This window comes from Nostoc sp. (genome assembly GCF_036919495.1).
Lineage (GTDB): Bacteria > Cyanobacteriota > Cyanobacteriia > Cyanobacteriales > Nostocaceae > Nostoc.
Window position 1 is genome coordinate 16,282 of the sequence record NZ_JBALBZ010000175.1, and the last position, 18,634, is coordinate 34,915.

An 18,634-nucleotide genomic window follows, 5' to 3' on the forward strand; every position below is an offset into this window, starting at 1 on the left:
TATTACGAATTACGAATTACAATTAATTCTCCAAGGCGCTTCAATACACTGAGTACTTGGTGTAGTTCTGAATCACGTTCAATTGATAGCGCATAAGAACGTGCATACCAAGGATATTCTTGTTGAATCAATTTAACAAAAACAAATTCCCTACCGTTGATTAGTAAACCAAAAGTTGGTTGTGTCGAATTTGGCTGATCAAGCATATAAGCGAGTGCTTGAGGTAGGGCTGTCATCACATCAAATTTACTGCTTTTAGATTCGATAACAAGTACCCAAAAACGTTTTTGGATGACAAGAACATCAATGTTTCCTTTAACGATAAAGCTCTCGTCTTCAGCAGAAATCTCAACAGAAGTCTCGGTTTCAATCTCAAAAGGAGGTTGATAAAACCCAGCTAAATCGAGTAAAGGAGACAGCACTAACATTTTTACCGCCTCTTCTGACATTAGACGGTGCTTATTCAAGTTTAAATAGTTACTTTTTACTCGCGCGTAGGCGTAGCCCGTCGTAGACATCGCTTGCTTTTCACCATCAGTCAGAGTTGGTAAATTTTCTGTCCACTCTGTAAAGAAGTTGGTGTCTGTGGCAAGTTGCAAACCAAATTTTTCTTCTAATTCGTAAAGACTGATGTCTCTAGCTGGGATTTTTTGAACCATAATCTAAAATTCTGAATAGTGTTGCCATGCCAACTTCGCTGCACCTACTATCCCAGCAAAATTGCCTAACTCCGCTGGCAATATTTGTAAACCCGCTCGTGATAAAGGCTGAACTCGCTTCTCGATTTCTGCCTTCACTGCTGGTAAGAAAAATTCAAAGCTGCCACTGATACCGCCACCAATAACGATCGCTTGTGGTGTGAGTACATAAATCAAACTCGTCAAACCAATCCCCAAATCTCTACCATATTCTTGCCAAAAAGTCAATGCTGCGGTATCTCCTTGTTGGGCAAGAAAACCCAATTCGACGGGTTCTTTGAGAGTGCGACGGCGAATTGCAGTAGCACAAGCATATTGTTCTAAAGAGCCTTGATTGCCACTATTACAAATTGGGCCATCAGGATTTAATGAAATTAAACCTAACTCCCCGGCGGCTCCTTGATGTCCAACAAATAGTTTGCCATCAAGGATAATTGCGCCACCAACCCCAGTACCTAAAGTTAGCAGAATCAGATTTTGAAAATGGCGACCGGCTCCTAGCCAAGCTTCTCCCAAAAGAGCGCAATTAGCATCATTAGCGATCGCAGTCGGTTTGCCAGTTTTAGCTTCTAACCAATCTGCTAAAGGCACATCGATCCATCCAGGTAAGTTAATAGCGATTTTAGCAATGCGTCTTGCTGCATCAGATGGGCCTGGAGCCCCAACACCAATAGCAACAGCTTGATTATCTGGATCAATTTGAGCGATCGCATCTACCATAACCGCCAGCACAGCCTCCGGCGTTGTCGGTTGGGGAGATGCCACAGTCAAAGATAACAGACAAGTACCATCATCTGAAAAACGCCCCAGCTTAATCGCTGTTCCCCCGACATCAATGCCAATTACTTGAGAACTCACCACTTTAAAATCCTCACACCAACCCATAGAAACCTTTGCGTACCCTCTGCGTTTACCTCTGCGCGACGGCAGTCGCTACAACGGGGGGAACCCCCGCAACGCGCTGCCTCCCCTCTGCGTTTAAATTTCACCCCTCAATTCGCCATTATTTTCCGCAAGTCTGTACTTAGCCTCTTAGCGCGAAAAAATTATAATCTAAATTTTCTATCTATTCTATTGAGTGCGAGTCGTTTTCATCACCGATTTTAAGACGAGGGGCTTTCAACTCCGCTCTCTGTAAATTAGCAACAGTTGTGGTACGAAAACTCGATTGCTCTTGCCAACCTGTAACTGGCGCACCTCTTAAGATACCAGCAAGAGCAACAGAAAGGATAAACCCGCCAGTAGCGGCAGCAATTAACGTTAGATTATCTTTCATACAAATCTCTCTATTGTTTATTTGTCATTTGTCCTTTGTCCTTTGTCATTTGTCCAAAACCAATGACCAATGACCAATGACTACTTTCGGATTCTATTTTCTCTTCGTAAACGGGGATTGACAAATTCATTTAACCCTTCACCAAGTAGTGATAACCCTACCACCATGAATGTCATAGTTAAACCAGGGAAAAGTGTAGTCCACCAAATGCCAGTAGGTAGAGCTTCTAAGGCTTGTTTTAAATCATGTCCCCATTCTGCCACTTCTTCGGGAAGTCCTAGCCCCAAAAAACCCAAACCGCCCAACACCAAAATCGCATCAGCAGCGTTGAGTGTAAATAGGACGGGTACGCTTTGAATGACGTTGAAAAATAGATAACGAGAAAGCACAACCCAAGTGGAAGCGCCCATTGCTTGAGCAGCTTCGATGAAGACTTCAGTTTTCACGCTCACAGTGTGGTTGCGAACAACGCGATAATATTGGGGGATGTAGGCAATGCTAATAGCGATCGCTGCATTTAATATCCCACGCCCCACCACAAACGCCAGTGTCACAGATAGCAGTAGTCCCGGTAGAGTGTAGATGCTATCCATAATAAACAGCAACACTTTATCCAATTTTCCACCGAGATAACCACTCAGCATCCCCAAAGGCACACCGATAATCATACTCAGCGCCGTTGCCAAAATCACCACCTGCAAAGCAGCTTGAGCGCCAAACAACGTCCGGGAGAACACATCATAACCCAAACGACTAGTACCAAACCAATGTTTAGCTGAGGGTGGCTCGTGAATTGGATTAGAGAGAAAATCTTTAGGGTTTTGCAGCCATCCCCAAGCCTGGAATACGGGAGCGAAAAATGCCAGGAAGATGAAAAATAGGGTAATGGCTAACCCGATGAGCATGAGTTTTTGCGAAAGATTGAGACTGTTGCCAAACTGTAAAAATGTCGGTAGTCGCCGTTTTGTAATGGCCATAAAGCGATCGCCTGGATCAAAGCTTGATACGCTGACTATTTTACATATTCAGATAGGGGATTGCGTAAACATTGTGAATAAAAATCCTGCGGCTTCACAGTAAATACAGAGCTAGACTGAGGTAGAGGTAAGATTATGCCTTCTTTTTGCTATAGATAAATTACTAGCCAAGTATTATCACAAAGGTAAATGATTCCAAGTCAAGAAAGATTTTAATATATTTTGAAATGCCTGCAAGAGATATTTATCATAACGCTGTTAAGAATGCCTTAGTTAAAGAAGGCTGGGTAATTACAGATGACCCCTTACATTTAAAGTGGGGTCAAAAAGATATGTATGTAGATTTAGGAGCTAAACAACTCTTAGCTATAGAAATAAAAAGTTTTGTTAGTCCTTCAGAAATGGCAGACCTTAAAGATGCTATTGGGGGATTTATCATGTATCGTGCTGTTATCCATCGGTTGGAACCAGAAAGAACATTATATTTGGCAGTGCGCGACAACGTATTTATAGCTTTGTTTGAAGAACCAATTGGTACACTTTTAATAGAAACAGAGAATCTCAAGTTACTCGTTTTTAATCCAGAAACTGAGAGGATTATTCAATGGATACCTTAGATAATTATCGACGTATCATCAAAGAAGTATTAGTACCCTACACAAAAATTCCTTATTCGCACGCAGCTATTGAATGTAAAGTAGTCTTTGACACCGAAAATGACAGTTATTTGTTGATAACGCTAGGGTGGGATGGTGTTAAGCGAATTCATGGTTGCTTAGTTCATCTTGATATTATTGATGGCAAAATTTGGGTGCAACGGGATGACACAGAAGATAGTGTAACCTACGAATTGATAGCAGCAGGAATTCCCAAAGAGAAAATTGTCTTGGGATTTCACCCGCCAAATGTTAGGCAACACACAGGGTATGCTATTGCCTAACTTATTAAAGCTAACATTTAAGCCAACTGTAGCGGGTATTGGGCACAGTCTTCCCCATGCCCTATTCTCTCTCTTACAGGTTACTTTCAATCAACTGGCGGTATTCGCTCTTTTGCTTCACACCTTTGACTTCCTTCACCAGTTCCTTATTTTTGAACAATTGAACCGTTGGTGTTCCTGTCACACCAGCATTTTCAGCAATATCTCGGTCTTTGTCGATGTCAATTTCTACAAAATGAATTTTGCTGTCAAATTCATCCACCACTTTATTTAAAATTGGCTTCAGAGTATGACAAGGGCCACAACCAGGAGAGACGTATTTAACAAGGAGTAAGCGATCGCTTTCATGGAACAATTTCCGTAAAGCGTAACCTCCTTCATGGCGTGTTCCATCCAATTTAAATCCAGCTTCTTCCTCAGCTTCAGTCTTTTTAGCTGGCTGATGTTCTAATTCATTAACGGCTGTTTCTGGCTGTTGATGGAATTCTTGAATCAAGCCAGTGGACGACAACCAACGTTCTGCCAACATCGCCGCCATACAACCAGTACCCGCAGCCGTAATTGCTTGCCGAAACTCATGATCTTGGACGTCGCCAGCAGCAAAAACACCTTCTAGACTGGTTTCTACAGAACCAGGCTTAGTGACAACGTAACCTACTTCATCCAGTTCTAACTGACCTTTAAATAGAGAGGTGTTCGGAGTGTGACCAACGGCGTAAAATAAACCCTTAGCGTGCAGTTTACTCTCTTCACCAGTTTTGGTATTGCGGACTTTCACCCCTTCCATGTGGCCGTTACCGAAGATATCCACCGCTTCTGTGTTCCAATGCACTTGGATTTTCGGGTTGCTCAAAACGCGGTCTTGCATGGCTTTAGAAGCCCGCATTTTATCGGTGCGTACCAACATATTTACCTTAGAACCGTATTTTGTGAGGTAAATTGACTCTTCCGCCGCCGAGTCGCCAGCACCAATTACAGCTAATTCTGCACCGTGGAAAATTGGTGTTGCACCATCGCAAATTGCACAAGCGGAAATACCCCGACTCCAAAATTCATGTTCATTGGGTAAACCCAAACGTTTTGCAGTTGCACCCGTAGCTATGACAATGCTGTTGGTTTTAATTTCCCTTTCTTGCGATCGCACTGTAAATGGACGCTGACTCAAGTCAACTGATATAACATCTTCAGTATATAGTTCAGCCCCCCACCGCTCCGCCTGCGCCTTCATCTGATCCATCAGTTCCGGCCCGGTAATCCCTTGGGGAAACCCTGGAAAGTTCTCAACTTCTGTCGTTGTCATTAGTTGCCCACCAGGTAATCCCCCGGCTTGGAAACCTTCAAATACAACGGGTTTCAGGTTAGCGCGTCCGGCATAGATAGCAGCTGTGTAACCTGCTGGCCCAGAACCGATAATTACTAAATTTTCTACTGTGGGGTTAGTCATGACCATATACAAACTCATAACGACTACGTTTAATATAGCATAACAAACTGTGATTGGCTACGTCAGATGGTAAGCGATCGCCAAATGCCTACGGTACTATGCGCTCAACACTGCGTAGAAGTTGTTCTACTAAAACCTGATAGCGCGGGTGAGGTGGGGTTTCATGAATGCGGCGATCGTAAATAACAATTGCGTACCAGTCTGAGTTTGCGGGTTTAGATTGACGAAAGTAAACAAAAATTTCCCCTGCTACCAGGTTGGGAACTGACAATATCAGAGTTATGGTCACCTGAGTTTGAATAAGGCGCTTTCACAATCCAAGTTGAGAATCTAACCCTTGGTTAACACCAGTGGTTCAGTAATGTTGGTGCGCTTTTGTCTGGATGCAAGAATTATCGCCACGAGCAAAAACGCCTTCCACACTGGTTTCTACAGAACAGTGTTTGGCGACAATCTAACTTACCTGATCCAGTTCTAATTGACTCTTAAATATTGTGATAGAAATCCTCATAAGTTGGGAATACTCAAGGTTGGGCGTACCGCTAGCTTGAACAGCATGGCAAATGTTCGCAGGTATGTCTTAGCTCTCAACAAGAGTTGGCGTAATGGTGGGAAGCATCAGAACAAAGTTAGTATGAGGAGCAACTTCAATGCCCAGTCCAACATCTGATTTAAGTCAATTTGAAAGTAATTCAATCGCCGCAATTTATGCCAGTAAAGCCTAATGGCATAATTCGTAGTAATCTGCATAGTTCAATCCATCTCTTGCTCAATTTTCATGTATTTTCATAAGCAAGTATGTATAGTACATTCCAACCTGTCAACTCTCCCATAGAGTCTTCGTAAGTTGGAAAAGGGGTTAGGCGATCTTTAATAACCCGTAACCAGTATCAATCCTATCTCCCCAGATGGCCTCAACAGATAGCTTTCTTTAACTGAACAATACCGGGATTGGAGAGTCTGCAACTGATATAACCCTTTCTAGATAAGGAAAATAGCCTAATAATCTAGCGCGATCGCAATATAAATAAAAACACAGTTGAATAGTTGAAAAAATTTTTGAGGTGGGGTGATATGAAACCAAATACCAGTGGGTAAGTTATATCTAGAACACACAACTACTTCCTACACCAGGGAAAACACTTATGAAAACCGAATTGAAAGCAAAGTTTCTCCAACACATCATCGGCAAAAAGAAGGAAAACGAAGGTTTCACACTTATTGAATTACTAGTAGTAATTATTATTATCGGTATTTTGTCAGCTATTGCTCTACCTTCTTTCTTGAACCAAGCTAACAAAGCCAAGCAGTCAGAAGCGAAACAGTATAGTGGTTCAATGAACCGCGCTCAACAAGCATACTTTTTAGAAAATGCTGCTTTCACTAGTACAATGGATCAGTTGGGACTTGGTATTAGAACCCAAACTGAGAATTATGCATACGCTATTAATGGGAATACTACTCTAGTTGCCAATAATGCTATATCTCTGAAGTCTGTGCTCAAATCTTACCAGGGTGTTGTTCTTAAATCAACAGTATCATCTACCAGTGAAGCAACTACTCTAGCTGTGTTATGCCAGTCTAATAATGTTGGTGATCAGAGTAGTAGTGTTGCAACTTTTGGCCCAGCTGGAGCTTCATCAGGCACTCCAGTACAGCCAAATTGTAACACCGCCTATGCAGAGTTGACTTCTAAGTAATAACTTGAGTTCTATATCCAATTGTAAGGTTTATAACAGTGGGTAGTTTATGCTACCCACTTTAATTTTGTTCTCAATTCTGGGAATAGTACTAGTACTATCCTGAAAATTCTTGACTATGACTTTTGTCCAAATTCCTACTAACATCACCCCATCAGAGCAGCAAGCCCAGCAATATTTTCTCAAAGGTAACTATACTCAAGCTGCTAGCTGTTATGAAAAAGCTATTGAAACAGAACCAGAAGTGAAATCTCATTACTGGAACTTAGGCTTAATGTTGCTATTGCAGGGACAAGAAGCAGAAGCGCAAATGACTTGGCTGCTGGCTATGGAGGAGAGAGAAGCCGAACAAGTTGAGCAATGGACTGTAGAATTGATAAATGTTCTACAAACCGAAGCCGAACGCAGAGAGACACTAGCAGATTATTCAGTTGCTTGGGCAATTCGCCAACATATACGAGAAATTTCTCCTATATATGTGAATAATCTTCTCTATTTGATTCAGCTATCTATCAAGCTAAAAACTTTTACTGGTGATGAATTAACTTCCCTAGAGGTAATTGAGTTAATTCAGTCAGAAGCAATTATAGATATTGAGTTATTGTTGCAAGTATTGGGCAATATCATCAATGATGACCCTTTGCATCCCTCTGTTCTAGAGTTTGCAGAATGTTGTCTAACCCATGTTAGTGAGCCTCAATTTTTCACTAATATTTTGCTGCCAGCCGCAGTTAAAATTGCCCATTCTATGCAGCAACCTAAAGTAGCAATATCATTGGTTGAGCTATGTTTACGGCTGGAACCTGAAAATACAGAACTTCTGCGCCATCTCGCAAGTTTTTATCTAAAAGATTACAATTATTCTCAAGGAATAGAAATTGCTAAATTATGCTATTCACTTTCAAAGAATTTAACCGATCAAGTCTTTGCTAAACATCTAATACAGCGAGGATTAATGGAAGCTCCTGCTTATTGGAACGAAGCGTGTACAGTTTTCCTAGAGCAGGAATCTTTACTGAAATCTTTAATAGAAGAAAAACCTATAAATTTTGAATCTGCTAGAGTACTGCGTCTATTTAATGCCAACTATTATGCACCTTACTTACAAGATAATCCACAGCAGAATAGACAAATTCAGAATCAAGTGGCGCAACTTTGTCAGCTTAACGTGCAAGAATATGCTACTGAAAAAGTTCAGCGATATAAACAACGTAGTTCACATAATAGAAATAAGCAAATAAAGATTGGCTATTTATCTCATTGTTTATCTAGGCATTCAGTTGGCTGGTTAGCGAGGTGGCTAATTCAACACCATAGCCGTGAACAGTTTGATATTTATGGATATTTTATAAATTATAAACAAGTAGATGATTCATTGCAAGAATGGTATGTTCAGCAATTTAATCAAGCTTATCTAGGAGGAATTTATAGTGATGACATTGCTGAAAAAATCTACGAAGATGAAATTGATATTTTAATCGACTTGGATAGTATTACTCTAGATGTTACTTGTGAAATAATGGCGCTTAAACCTGCACCTGTACAAGTAACTTGGTTGGGTTGGGATGCTTCAGGAATACCAGCAGTTGATTACTTTATTGCTGACCCTTATGTTTTACCCGATTCTGCTCAGGAGTACTATACAGAAAAAATTTGGCGGTTACCGCAAACTTATATAGCGGTGGATGGTTTTGAAATCGGTGTCCCAACTTTACGACGAGACTTTTTAGATATTCCTAGTAATGCTGTAGTTTTTCTGAGCGCTCAAAGAGGATTTAAGCGCCATCCTGATACAGCACGCTTGCAAATGAGAATTATCAAGGAAGTGCCTAATAGCTATTTTTTAATTAAAGGGGTAGCAGACTCTGAAGCTGTGCAGAAATTTTTTATGCAGTTAGCAGAAGAAGAGGGTGTAGAATATTCACGTCTACGATTTTTAGACTTAGATCCTTCTGAGGCTGTCCACAGAGCAAATTTAGCCATTGCTGATGTTGTATTAGATACTTATCCTTATAACGGCGCGACGACAACTTTAGAAACACTTTGGATGGGTATTCCCTTAGTAAGCAGAGTTGGACAGCAATTTGCCGCCCGAAATAGCTACACCATGATGATGAATGCTGGTATCACAGAAGGTATTGCGTGGACTGATGAAGAGTATGTAGAGTGGGGTGTGCGTTTGGGGAAAGATGAAGCTTTACGCCAGCAGGTGGCTTTGAAGTTGAAAGCATCTCGACAGACAGCACCACTGTGGAATGGTAAGCAGTTTACGCGTGAAATGGAGAAGGCTTACCAGCAAATGTGGCAAAGGTATCTTGAGAAAAGATAAGTTCGTAGTGAGGGCTGAAGCTCTCACTACGAGACGCTACGCGTAGCTTGCTTCCCCGCAGGGGTACACTACAAACCTTTAATTCTTTACGCCATCCTACTTATAGGAATCGTATTTGATTTTTGAAAAAAATCAGTACACCCCGAAAAAGCTTCTTCCGTACTCCCTACCTACACAAATAATTTCAAAAATCAAAACGGACTACTATATATCTATAAGGTGCTTGCTTATGTTTTATGGCAGGCTTAAGAGGTAATATAAAAAGAAGAAATACAATTGTGGATAAATATGTCTGCTAAAGATGTCTTTCATGAAGTTGTTAAAAAAGCTTTACAGAAGGATGGTTGGCAGATTACTCATAACCCCCTCTCAATTGGCGTGGGTGGTGTGAATGTATCTATTGATTTAGCTGCTGAAAAACTCATTGTGGCAGAACGAGAAGGAGAAAAAATTGCTGTTGAAGTTAAAAGTTTATTGGAGAAATCATCTGCAATCTCAGAATTTCATACAGCATTAGGACAGTTTATCAACTATAGAGGCGCATTAAGGCGACGACAGCCAGAGCGTTTTTTGTATTTAGCAGTACCTTTAACAACTTATAAAACATTTTTTCAACTTGATTTTCCCCAAGCCATGATTGAAGAAAATCAAGTCAAAATGATTATTTATGATGTAGAGCAAGAGGTAATTTTCAAATGGATAAACTAGCCCACTATCGCCAGATTGTACAGCAAATATTACAGGAGTATAGTGAGCAAAAACCTGCTTACAGTAATATAGACGTTGAGAATATTTTTGATATAGAACGTGACCATTACCAAATAGTCCACGTAGGCTGGGAAGGTCAAGATTGGGTGCATAGTTGCATCATCCATATTGATATTAAAGGTGATAAAATTTGGCTCCAATGGAATGGTACAGAAGATGATATAGCAGCAAATTTGGTAACGATGGGAGTTCCTAAAGAGGATATTGTGTTAGGGTTTCAGTCTCCTTTCATGAGGAAGTTTACAGAATATGCAGTGGGTTAAAATAATTGGTTCTTCAGTACTTGTTATGCTAAACTATTAGGTTTTCCTAAACTAGTTATAGCAAATTAATACTTGATATAGGGTTAAATCCTTACATAGTAAGGAATTCAACAGAACAAAGCGTATTTTTATTGGGAGCATTCCAAATGTGCAAGTTTTTTTTATATGGGATTTTGGCTTAGAACAATAATGAAATAACGAACCGCCTTTCCTTCTCTTCGAGAGGCTGCGCCAACGGAACGCTACGCGAACGCGCAGCGTCTCGCAGAGAAGGACGCCAAGAGCGCCAAGGAAAGAAGTTTGTACAGGGTTTTTGTGTCAGTCCTGTACCTTTTGGCAAAATTGGGATGCTCCCTTTTGATGAAATTCTTTGATTCTATTTGAGAAAAACCTTGTTATAACAATTTTTTCAGCCGTTTTTTAGTATTAATTTATCAACCGAAGTCTGAGAGAGCCATAAAGATTAAATATTTTAGATATGATAAATGAAATGATTTTATTAATTAAATTGGATAATTAGAGGAGTATATAATGATATGATTGGGATTGCGATCGCAGGCACTGGATTTGGTCAAAAAGTCCACATCCCTGGATTCCAAGCACATCCTCAAACTGAGGTAGTTGCTGTTTATCACCGAGATATAAATAAAGCTAAAGCTATAGCAGAATCCTATAAGATCCTCCACGCCTCTGATTCACTTACAGATATTGTGGCATTGCCAGAAGTGCAAGCAGTTAGCATCTCTACGCCGCCTTTTTTGCACTATGAAATGGCAAAAACTGTATTGCAAGCTGAGAAACATTTATTATTGGAAAAACCGATAACTTTAAATGTAGTTGAGGCTAAAGAACTTTATCAGTTAGCTAAAGACAAAGGTGTAATTGCATCTGTAGACTTTGAATTTCGCTTTGTACCAGGATGGCAGTTGTTTGCTGAATTATTGTCAGAAGATTATGTGGGTAAGTTACGCCTAATTAAAATTGATTGGTTGGGTTCTTCTCGTGCTGATACTTCACGCCCTTGGAATTGGTATTCTGATAAGGAGAAAGGAGGCGGTGCATTGGGATCTTTGGGTTCCCACGCTTTCGATTATATTCACTGGTTATTCGGGCCAGTCCGTAGATTAAATGCCCATTTAACCACTGCTATTCCTACACGAGTTGACCCTGTTAGTGGGGAATCGAAGCCAGTGGATACAGATGACAACTGTATATTAACGCTGGAATTAGCAAACGGTACACTTTGCCAACTTTCTATCAGTGCGGTAGTTCACGCACCAAGAACTCATTGGGTAGAAGTATATGGCGATCGCGGTACATTAATTGTGGGCAGTGAAAATCAAAAGGATTATATACATGGTTTTCGTGTTTGGGGTTCGCAGGTAGGTAAACCTCTAACGGAAATAGAAATACCGAATCGATTAATTTTTCCGAAAAATTATGCTGATGGGCGCATTTCGGCATTTATCCGCTTAGTAGATCAATGGGTACAAGGAATTGACCGCAACCAGGAAATTACACCATCGTTGCGAGAAGGAATTTATTCTCAGTTGTTGATGGATTTGTCTCATGAATCGCATCAAAATGCAAGTTGGGTAAATGTTCCAAGTTTGGAAGAATTTCTTAGCAATTAGAGAAAAAATGAGCAAAACTCCCCGGATTCGTATCCCGCCAGAAGTAAAAAAATACGTTTTTCAGCGTGACAAATACCAATGCCAAAGCTGCGGTAAAACTACTATAGAAACTAACCTCAGCATTGACCATATCACTCCCCTTGCCCGTGGAGGTCAAAATGATATCAGCAATTTACAAACCCTTTGTTTAACCTGCAATCAACAGAAAACAGACAACATTGATACCCGCTTCCGGCGATATTTTGAGCTTTAGGTTAGGATTGAATGAGCTATTAGTTTCTGATTATCTATGCCACAAAATCACAATAGCAATTCCCTAAGATTCCTCAACATTAGAACTACGATTCTCTACCTCTTCGCTGGCATAGCTATTTTAGTAGTAGCCTTTCCCTGGTTATATGAGATTAAAACGAAAGCTGGGATCGACATATCACCTGGACGCCATGCAGGAACCTTTTTTGAGAAACATACCCACGGACTCTTCAGGTGTGAGTGGCTTTATCCCTACCATTGCGTAGACGCAAAGCGGCTTGTCATTAGACATCGCTCTCAGATTAAATGAAGGATATAAAAAATAAAAGGGGAAAATTTTCCCCTTCTCTCTATGTGAAATTTTTACCCTACTGTATATCTATACCAATTGACTTGAGATCATGCTGACATCAACGGCTAACTTTTTGCCCAACTTGAGCAACTGAAGACACTGATTATCTGCTTCATTATCAACGCTAGTGATACATACCGGCCCTATCTGACTGTGCAGACAACTAAAGTATAGTTCCTGCGATCGCTGTAGAGAAACATCAATATTTAGATGATCCCCGACATCAATCAATCGTTCCAATATTTGGATATCTGCATTAAAACTACCATTGGCATCGTGCAACAATTGCCAAAGCGATCGCGCAATTAACTGTTCTAACATCTGCTTACCGTCGGGAATATTCAGCCGACAACGCAGATGTTTTGCTTCAGTAGCGATCGCCTCCAATTCTAAGATGTGACTCCAACTCTTTTGGGGATCAGCGATATCTTGCTCAAGCGATCGTAATGTCATCAAACAGCGATGCCCTAAAGCAATATCTGCTGCTACCTGCAATTCTTGTGGTACTGCTATTTCATCTCGATGAAACGCCATCAGCACACCATAATTATCACGGTATGCTTGGGTATACAACTGTCCTAAACGTGTCAGTGTTTCCTCGGTAAGCAGTCGCATAATCCGATGGCGTTCTTCAGCAAATAGATTCTGTAAGTTGAAAGCTTCTTCTCCAAATAGCTGTGTCATCGCCAAAATAGTATGAGCCGCACTAGCTTGTTTTAGCGCCCCAAACAGCTTTTCTTTTAATTGGCTATAGTTACGCCGTCCGGTAAATTGCTGAATGCCACAGTGGAAATCCCAACCTCCCAAATGCAGAACAGCAAATACCAAATGCTCACTTTCCCAAGTAATCTCTGATACCAGCTTTAAATTTCCTATAGCCAGAGTTAGCGATCCCATCCGTTGCATTTGGTAATCTAACTCATTGGCTGCATAGCAATAAACCTTTTTGTGGTAACGCTGAGACTGTTTGTCAGCAGCATCTTTTCTCGGTAACGAATTGTGCGCCTCTGCTGGTTTCTGATTGGTAAATAGGGAAGTAATAGCGTAATGGGCTGCTACTTGCTTAAAGCCAAGCTGGGCAGTTAACACAAGTTGCCGATAAATTTCCGCACCGTGTTTGAACTGATCCACATTACTGGGGGCTAAACCAAGCCGTTTGACAAAGCCTTTTTCCAACTGCACACCAGCCACATCCCCTGCCAATTCCAAAGCACGGGCGGCGTAGCGCAGAATTTGTGTCCCCTCTGGACGGGAAATTTCTTCAAAAAACCAACCGCAACTAGTGAACATCAACAAAGCGTGACGCTGCATTTCTAACAAGCGCAAAGCGTCTACTTGTTCGGCTGCTGTTAGTTTGTGGGTTTGATGACGGGCGAGAAAACGGTTGACATTGGTAGCAGAGCGATCGCGCAATACTTGGATATATTCATCTCGTGCTAGCCAGGGATCGCGAAATAACTGTCTACCATGTTCTGCATACACCTCAGTTAGTTGATCCCGCAGCCAATTTAGGGAATCCCGCAAGGGACGGCGCCATTTCTGATGCCAAACACCCCCTTCCCCACCGCAACCACAGTCATCCTCCCATCTGCCGACACCGTGGGCACAACTCCAGGCTGTGACTGACTTCAATTCCACTTCCCAACTGGGAGGATTTAAGCTGAGGTAGTGGGCAAAGTTCGTTACCGTCCAACCCTGTTGAGGAAACTCTTTAGTAAAGGCGTAGGCTAAAGTTTTCTCAGTTCCCTTTTTGTGGTGTCCGAAGGTTTCCCCATCTGTTGCCACAGAAATCAACTGTGCCAGACGATGATCCCCACGCACCGCCGAACCGATACGTCCGGCAAAGTGACTGGAATTATAAACCACATCACTAAAACCCATGTCCCGCGATATCGGCCCATCGTAGAAGAAGATATCAATGTAGGGTAATTCTTCTTTACTACCATCGTTGGGGCTAGTAGCGATCGCCTCCGGCGGGGCGTAGGCCATCGCACTCAGAGGTGAAGATGAAGTGTCTAGTGTGGGCTTCAAATAACACCGATAGGGACGGGTAGAATCAATCTGACTACCGCCTACTTCAATCCATTCAGGATGGGGATAATCTGGAGTAGGGAGGGGACGGCAACGCAGTGCTTGAGATGGTGCAAGGACAATGAAGCGAATACCCTCAGCAACTAGAGCTTCTAGGGTTGCGTAGTCTACAGCAGTTTCTGCCAGCCACATGCCTTCGGGATCGCGTCCAAAGCGGGAGCGGAAGTCTTCTTTACCCCAGCGAATTTGGGTATATTTGTCGCGTTCATTCGCCAGAGGCATGATGATGTGATTGTATACTTGCGCGATCGCATTCCCGTGACCATGCAAGCGATCGCTACTTTTGGCATCCGCCTCTAAAATCCGCTGATAAACCTCCACATCGTAGCGTTCTAGCCACGACATCAGCGTTGGCCCGATATTAAAACTGAAATACTCATAATTATTGACGATCCCCACCACTTCGCCTTGGTCATTTAAGACTCTAGCAAAGGCATTTGGACGATAGCATTCCCAATGAATCCGCTCATTCCAGTCATGGAAAGGTGCAGCGCTCGGTTGGCGTTCAATTGCGTCCAGATAAGGGTTTTCCCTTGGTGGCTGGTAAAAATGACCATGCACCGTCACATAAACACCATTAGCCTTTCTCAGAGGATCGGTTTCTTTGGTGTTATTTGGATCTGAATGTAATGTTAACGTTGAGCCAGAGCTAGCTGGCATTTCAGCAGCAGAAGTCATGTATATTTATCCAAAACAAAAAACTTGCAGTTGCACCGATAATATTGTGCGTAAACCTTTCTCCAATGGTTTTCACACAAAATCCGGTATAAACGACAACTATGGAATCCAACCAAACTTTTGACAAGGCAGTTTTATTGTAGTGCGAAATCTGCGTTATCGCACAGCCCTTTCCCTGAAGGCTTAAAGTAATTAGCCATTGAACAAAACCTTAGTTAGGGGTTTTCTCTTCTTGGGCGCTAATCAAAATTTTAATTGTCTTTTAATATATTAAACCCCATTTTTGATGTAAAATTTTGGCTCAAATTCATACTTTTGCAACAAAAGATTACAAAAACTCATTATATCGCAATTTTATTTTACATACACAGCAGTGAACTGAAAACAGTACAATTTCTGAATTGCTCTATAGGTGGTTGAGAGTATCCTATGGAAGTGCTGATATGAAAGTGATTGTTAATTCAACACTCCAAACTTAAAACTTAGGATTGCTCGCTGTGAATGATACCCTCAACTTAAGACAACGAATGTCAACCAAAAACATTATTCTTATCGTTTTACTACTGTTTATCCCGGTTTCTGTAGCAGCCCACCTTCTGGAGTGGGGAGAATTGGTAGTTTTCATTACAGCTGGATTAGCAATTCTGCCTTTAGCAGCTTGGATGGGTACAGCCACAGAAGAAATTGCTGTTGTAGTGGGGCCATCCTTAGGGGGGTTGTTAAACGCCACTTTTGGCAATGCTACAGAACTAATCATTGCCCTAGTGGCACTGAACGCTGGGTTAATAGATGTAGTCAAAGCCAGTATTACGGGATCGATTATTAGCAACTTACTACTGGTGATGGGTTTTTCCATGCTTTTGGGGGGGCTGCGCTACAAAGAACAGACATTTCAGCCAATTGTGGCGCGGGTGAATGCTGCTTCGATGAATTTGGCAGTGATTGCCATTTTGATGCCAACGGCGATGAATTACACTTCTCAAGGAATTAACGAAGAAACACTGCAAAATCTTTCTATTGCTGTTGCTGTAGTATTAATTTTGGTTTATGCCTTAACGCTGCTATTTTCAATGAAAACTCATTCCTATCTTTATGATGTGGGTGTAGCGGAGACAGAAGAAGAGGAAACGCCTCACGCAAAACCAAATATGATGTTGTGGGTTGGTGTGTTGCTAGTATGTACCTTGCTAGTGGCACTTGAGTCAGAAATGCTAGTAGATTCTTTGGAAGTGGCCACATCTCAGCTAGGTTTGACGGCGCTGTTTACAGGGGTGATATTGGTTCCCATCGTCGGTAACGCGGCTGAACACGCTACAGCAGTCACCGTGGCGATGAAAAATAAAATGGATCTTTCCCTTTCGGTAGCTGTGGGATCAAGTATGCAGATTGCCCTATTTGTTGCACCCGTGTTGGTAATAGCGGGGCGGATATTAGGTAAACCAATGGATTTGGACTTCAAACCCTTTGAATTAGTAGCTGTAGTTGTGTCAGTGTTGATTGCCAACAGTATTAGTTCTGATGGTAAATCCAATTGGCTCGAAGGCACTTTATTATTAGCTGCTTATACAGTATTGGGGTTTGCCTTCTACTTTCATCCAGTTATGGAAGGTATAGGATAGTACCGCAAGGTGGAAGTCAAAAGTTAAAAATCAAAAGTCAAAAGTTTTGTATATCAAGGCTTTTGCTTGTTTAAAATGGTAGCTTGATTTCCGCCGCTCTGTACTAGTTAGTAGTGCGTAGGCGTAGCCCATCGTAGATATCGCTCATAGTTTAACCCATTCGCGGAAGTCCTTACCCTCAACGCCAGTAAAATAAAGAGATATAAGAGCGATCGCCTATATGAGCTACTGCCTTAATCCCCATTGTCCCAAGCCTGAAAATCCTAATGATGTCAAGTTTTGCCGGACTTGCGGTTCTAAGTTACTCCTCAAAGAACGTTACCGTGCTATCAAACCAATCGGACAAGGTGGTTTTGGCAAAACCTTCTTAGCTGTGGATGAAGATAAACCTTCAAAACCACGCTGCGTAATTAAGCAATTTTATCCCCAAGCCCAAGGCACTAACACTCTGGCCAAAGCCGTAGAGTTATTTAATCAAGAAGCTGTGCAGTTAGATGAATTGGGCAAACATCCTCAAATTCCCGAACTATTGGCATATTTTACCCAAGATGACCGGCAGTATCTTGTACAAGAATTTATTGACGGGCAAAACTTAGCCCAGGAATTGGCACATAGGGGTGCTTTCAATGAAATCCAAATCCGGCAACTATTAAATGATTTATTATCAGTATTGCAATTTTGCCATGCTAGACACGTAATTCACCGTGATATTAAGCCAGAAAATATTATTCGTGAGAGTGATGCCCAACGCAAACTAGTATTAGTAGATTTTGGTGCTGCTAAATCTGCCACTGGCGCTGCCTTAAATCAAACTGGTACAAGTATTGGTAGTCCAGAATATGTTGCCCCTGAACAAATGAGAGGTAGGGCTGTATTTGCCAGCGATATTTATAGTTTGGGTGCTACTTGTATTAATTTATTAACTAAGCGATCGCCCTTCGATTCCTATGATACCAACAACGATACTTGGGTTTGGCAGCAATACTTGAAAACTCCTGTTAGTAATCAGTTGAGTCGCATTCTCAACAAAATGTTAGAAAGTATTCCAATTCGGCGTTATCAAACAGTAGATGAAGTTCTCAAAGATTTAAATCAACAGTCACAAGTAGCACCCACGCCAGCGATTTCACCAAAACCTATTCCTCAATCGCCACCCAATTCTCCACCTGCTTTTATATCGCCATCTCCTAGTCAAATTGATCTAGAATTAGAACAAATGAAAACCCAGTTTTTGGGTAGTAACAAACCTCAACCAAATAAAATACAACCACCAAACCCTACATCTCAGCCTTCTAGTAAAAATGAAATAGATCAAGAATTAGAAGAATTAAAAGCCAAATATCTTGGTAATAACAATTCTTGAAATCATTGGATGTCGGCGTAAATTGTCCTGAAAGTACACCCATTGATGGGTCATTCAACTTAAGGTTGGAATAGCCAATAATACGACCATCGTATAAAACAACTGAGATTGAGACACTCATTACCCTCTTTCTGAAATTTTTTTGGAGTTCCCTAAAAACTGGAGTTTAGACTAGGCAACAAGAAAAGACTCAGCAATGCTGAGTTGAAAAGAAACAGACTTCAGAGATGAAAATCTACACTACTAAGCA

Annotated in this window: 18 protein-coding genes; 11 read left to right on the forward strand and 7 right to left on the reverse strand. The window is 41.4% G+C overall.

Annotated elements, in window-relative coordinates:
* Window positions 1–2: 2 nt before the first annotated feature.
* The 4 genes from V7K25_RS25505 to V7K25_RS25520 all read right to left on the reverse strand — a co-directional run bounded on the left by V7K25_RS25505 (window position 3) and on the right by V7K25_RS25520 (window position 2,951).
* Window positions 3–659, reverse strand: a complete 657-nt coding sequence (locus V7K25_RS25505; protein WP_335161794.1) for a type I restriction endonuclease subunit R — start codon at window positions 657–659, stop codon at window positions 3–5.
* Window positions 660–662: 3 nt separating this feature from the next.
* The gene (locus tag V7K25_RS25510) at window positions 663–1,583 is read right to left on the reverse strand and encodes an ROK family protein (RefSeq protein ID WP_335161796.1); all 921 of its coding nucleotides are present in this window, start codon (window positions 1,581–1,583) and stop codon (window positions 663–665) included.
* Between the two features lie 181 nt (window positions 1,584–1,764).
* Complete coding sequence (locus V7K25_RS25515) at window positions 1,765–1,974, reverse strand: hypothetical protein (protein ID WP_335161798.1); 210 nt, start codon at window positions 1,972–1,974, stop codon at window positions 1,765–1,767.
* A gap of 80 nt (window positions 1,975–2,054) precedes the next feature.
* Window positions 2,055–2,951, reverse strand: coding sequence for an ABC transporter permease (locus V7K25_RS25520; protein ID WP_100901440.1), 897 nt, complete (start codon window positions 2,949–2,951; stop codon window positions 2,055–2,057).
* Between the two features lie 227 nt (window positions 2,952–3,178).
* On the opposite strand from V7K25_RS25520, the gene V7K25_RS25525 reads away from it, so the two are divergent.
* The gene (locus V7K25_RS25525; RefSeq protein ID WP_335161801.1) at window positions 3,179–3,568 is read left to right on the forward strand and encodes a XisH family protein; all 390 of its coding nucleotides are present in this window, start codon (window positions 3,179–3,181) and stop codon (window positions 3,566–3,568) included.
* Window positions 3,556–3,891: a XisI protein gene (locus tag V7K25_RS25530; RefSeq protein WP_335161803.1), complete on the forward strand. Its 336-nt coding sequence runs from the start codon at window positions 3,556–3,558 to the stop codon at window positions 3,889–3,891. Before V7K25_RS25525 ends, V7K25_RS25530 begins: the two co-directional genes overlap by 13 nt.
* 73 nt (window positions 3,892–3,964) lie before the next feature.
* Here V7K25_RS25530 and trxB read toward each other — a convergent pair whose 3' ends face one another.
* Both trxB and V7K25_RS25540 read right to left on the reverse strand, forming a co-directional pair.
* A complete protein-coding gene (gene trxB / locus V7K25_RS25535; protein ID WP_335161829.1) occupies window positions 3,965–5,335 on the reverse strand; it encodes a thioredoxin-disulfide reductase in 1,371 nt (456 codons plus the stop codon).
* A gap of 88 nt (window positions 5,336–5,423) precedes the next feature.
* Window positions 5,424–5,624 (reverse strand): DUF2887 domain-containing protein, encoded by a 201-nt coding sequence (locus V7K25_RS25540; RefSeq protein ID WP_335161805.1) that lies wholly within the window; start codon window positions 5,622–5,624, stop codon window positions 5,424–5,426.
* An 856-nt stretch (window positions 5,625–6,480) separates the two neighbouring features.
* Here V7K25_RS25540 and V7K25_RS25545 point away from each other — a divergent pair.
* From V7K25_RS25545 to V7K25_RS25575, 7 genes are all read left to right on the forward strand, one after another.
* A complete protein-coding gene (locus V7K25_RS25545; RefSeq protein WP_335161807.1) occupies window positions 6,481–7,035 on the forward strand; it encodes a type IV pilin-like G/H family protein in 555 nt (184 codons plus the stop codon).
* A 118-nt stretch (window positions 7,036–7,153) separates the two neighbouring features.
* Window positions 7,154–9,364 (forward strand): O-linked N-acetylglucosamine transferase, SPINDLY family protein, encoded by a 2,211-nt coding sequence (locus tag V7K25_RS25550; protein WP_335161809.1) that lies wholly within the window; start codon window positions 7,154–7,156, stop codon window positions 9,362–9,364.
* 288 nt (window positions 9,365–9,652) lie between these two features.
* Entirely contained in the window at window positions 9,653–10,072 is a 420-nt protein-coding gene (locus tag V7K25_RS25555) for a XisH family protein (RefSeq protein ID WP_335161811.1), read from the forward strand.
* Window positions 10,060–10,395, forward strand: a complete 336-nt coding sequence (locus tag V7K25_RS25560) for a XisI protein (RefSeq protein ID WP_335161813.1) — start codon at window positions 10,060–10,062, stop codon at window positions 10,393–10,395. The genes V7K25_RS25555 and V7K25_RS25560 overlap by 13 nt, the downstream gene beginning before the upstream one ends.
* A 536-nt stretch (window positions 10,396–10,931) precedes the next feature.
* Window positions 10,932–12,029, forward strand: coding sequence for a Gfo/Idh/MocA family protein (locus tag V7K25_RS25565; protein ID WP_335161815.1), 1,098 nt, complete (start codon window positions 10,932–10,934; stop codon window positions 12,027–12,029).
* A 7-nt stretch (window positions 12,030–12,036) separates the two neighbouring features.
* Window positions 12,037–12,282: an HNH endonuclease gene (locus tag V7K25_RS25570; RefSeq protein WP_335161817.1), complete on the forward strand. Its 246-nt coding sequence runs from the start codon at window positions 12,037–12,039 to the stop codon at window positions 12,280–12,282.
* A 36-nt stretch (window positions 12,283–12,318) separates the two neighbouring features.
* The gene (locus V7K25_RS25575; RefSeq protein ID WP_335161819.1) at window positions 12,319–12,591 is read left to right on the forward strand and encodes a hypothetical protein; all 273 of its coding nucleotides are present in this window, start codon (window positions 12,319–12,321) and stop codon (window positions 12,589–12,591) included.
* A gap of 69 nt (window positions 12,592–12,660) precedes the next feature.
* On the opposite strand, the gene V7K25_RS25580 is transcribed toward V7K25_RS25575, so the two are convergent.
* Entirely contained in the window at window positions 12,661–15,402 is a 2,742-nt protein-coding gene (locus V7K25_RS25580; RefSeq protein ID WP_335161821.1) for a DUF3536 domain-containing protein, read from the reverse strand.
* 527 nt (window positions 15,403–15,929) lie between these two features.
* Between V7K25_RS25580 and cax the strand changes: the two genes are divergently transcribed.
* Together cax and V7K25_RS25590 are read left to right on the forward strand one after the other, a co-directional pair.
* Window positions 15,930–17,021, forward strand: coding sequence for a calcium/proton exchanger (gene cax / locus V7K25_RS25585; protein WP_335161823.1), 1,092 nt, complete (start codon window positions 15,930–15,932; stop codon window positions 17,019–17,021).
* Window positions 17,022–17,241: 220 nt separating this feature from the next.
* Entirely contained in the window at window positions 17,242–18,384 is a 1,143-nt protein-coding gene (locus V7K25_RS25590; protein WP_335161825.1) for a serine/threonine-protein kinase, read from the forward strand.
* The last annotated feature ends 250 nt before the right edge of the window (window positions 18,385–18,634 follow it).

What these genes read in the sequence shown, in the direction of transcription:
- V7K25_RS25510 (WP_335161796.1), bottom strand. Translation starts at nt 1,583, where the DNA reads ATGGGTTGGTGTGAGGATTTTAAAGTGGTGAGTTCTCAAGTAATTGGC.
- V7K25_RS25515 (WP_335161798.1), bottom strand. Translation starts at nt 1,974, where the DNA reads ATGAAAGATAATCTAACGTTAATTGCTGCCGCTACTGGCGGGTTTATC.
- V7K25_RS25580 (WP_335161821.1), bottom strand. Translation starts at nt 15,402, where the DNA reads ATGACTTCTGCTGCTGAAATGCCAGCTAGCTCTGGCTCAACGTTAACA.
- V7K25_RS25570 (WP_335161817.1), top strand. Translation starts at nt 12,037, where the DNA reads ATGAGCAAAACTCCCCGGATTCGTATCCCGCCAGAAGTAAAAAAATAC.
- V7K25_RS25525 (WP_335161801.1), top strand. Translation starts at nt 3,179, where the DNA reads ATGCCTGCAAGAGATATTTATCATAACGCTGTTAAGAATGCCTTAGTT.
- V7K25_RS25555 (WP_335161811.1), top strand. Translation starts at nt 9,653, where the DNA reads ATGTCTGCTAAAGATGTCTTTCATGAAGTTGTTAAAAAAGCTTTACAG.
- V7K25_RS25560 (WP_335161813.1), top strand. Translation starts at nt 10,060, where the DNA reads ATGGATAAACTAGCCCACTATCGCCAGATTGTACAGCAAATATTACAG.
- V7K25_RS25520 (WP_100901440.1), bottom strand. Translation starts at nt 2,951, where the DNA reads ATGGCCATTACAAAACGGCGACTACCGACATTTTTACAGTTTGGCAAC.
- V7K25_RS25575 (WP_335161819.1), top strand. Translation starts at nt 12,319, where the DNA reads ATGCCACAAAATCACAATAGCAATTCCCTAAGATTCCTCAACATTAGA.
- V7K25_RS25530 (WP_335161803.1), top strand. Translation starts at nt 3,556, where the DNA reads ATGGATACCTTAGATAATTATCGACGTATCATCAAAGAAGTATTAGTA.
- V7K25_RS25545 (WP_335161807.1), top strand. Translation starts at nt 6,481, where the DNA reads ATGAAAACCGAATTGAAAGCAAAGTTTCTCCAACACATCATCGGCAAA.
- V7K25_RS25565 (WP_335161815.1), top strand. Translation starts at nt 10,932, where the DNA reads ATGATTGGGATTGCGATCGCAGGCACTGGATTTGGTCAAAAAGTCCAC.
- V7K25_RS25505 (WP_335161794.1), bottom strand. Translation starts at nt 659, where the DNA reads ATGGTTCAAAAAATCCCAGCTAGAGACATCAGTCTTTACGAATTAGAA.
- trxB (WP_335161829.1), bottom strand. Translation starts at nt 5,335, where the DNA reads ATGACTAACCCCACAGTAGAAAATTTAGTAATTATCGGTTCTGGGCCA.
- V7K25_RS25590 (WP_335161825.1), top strand. Translation starts at nt 17,242, where the DNA reads ATGAGCTACTGCCTTAATCCCCATTGTCCCAAGCCTGAAAATCCTAAT.
- cax (WP_335161823.1), top strand. Translation starts at nt 15,930, where the DNA reads ATGTCAACCAAAAACATTATTCTTATCGTTTTACTACTGTTTATCCCG.
- V7K25_RS25550 (WP_335161809.1), top strand. Translation starts at nt 7,154, where the DNA reads ATGACTTTTGTCCAAATTCCTACTAACATCACCCCATCAGAGCAGCAA.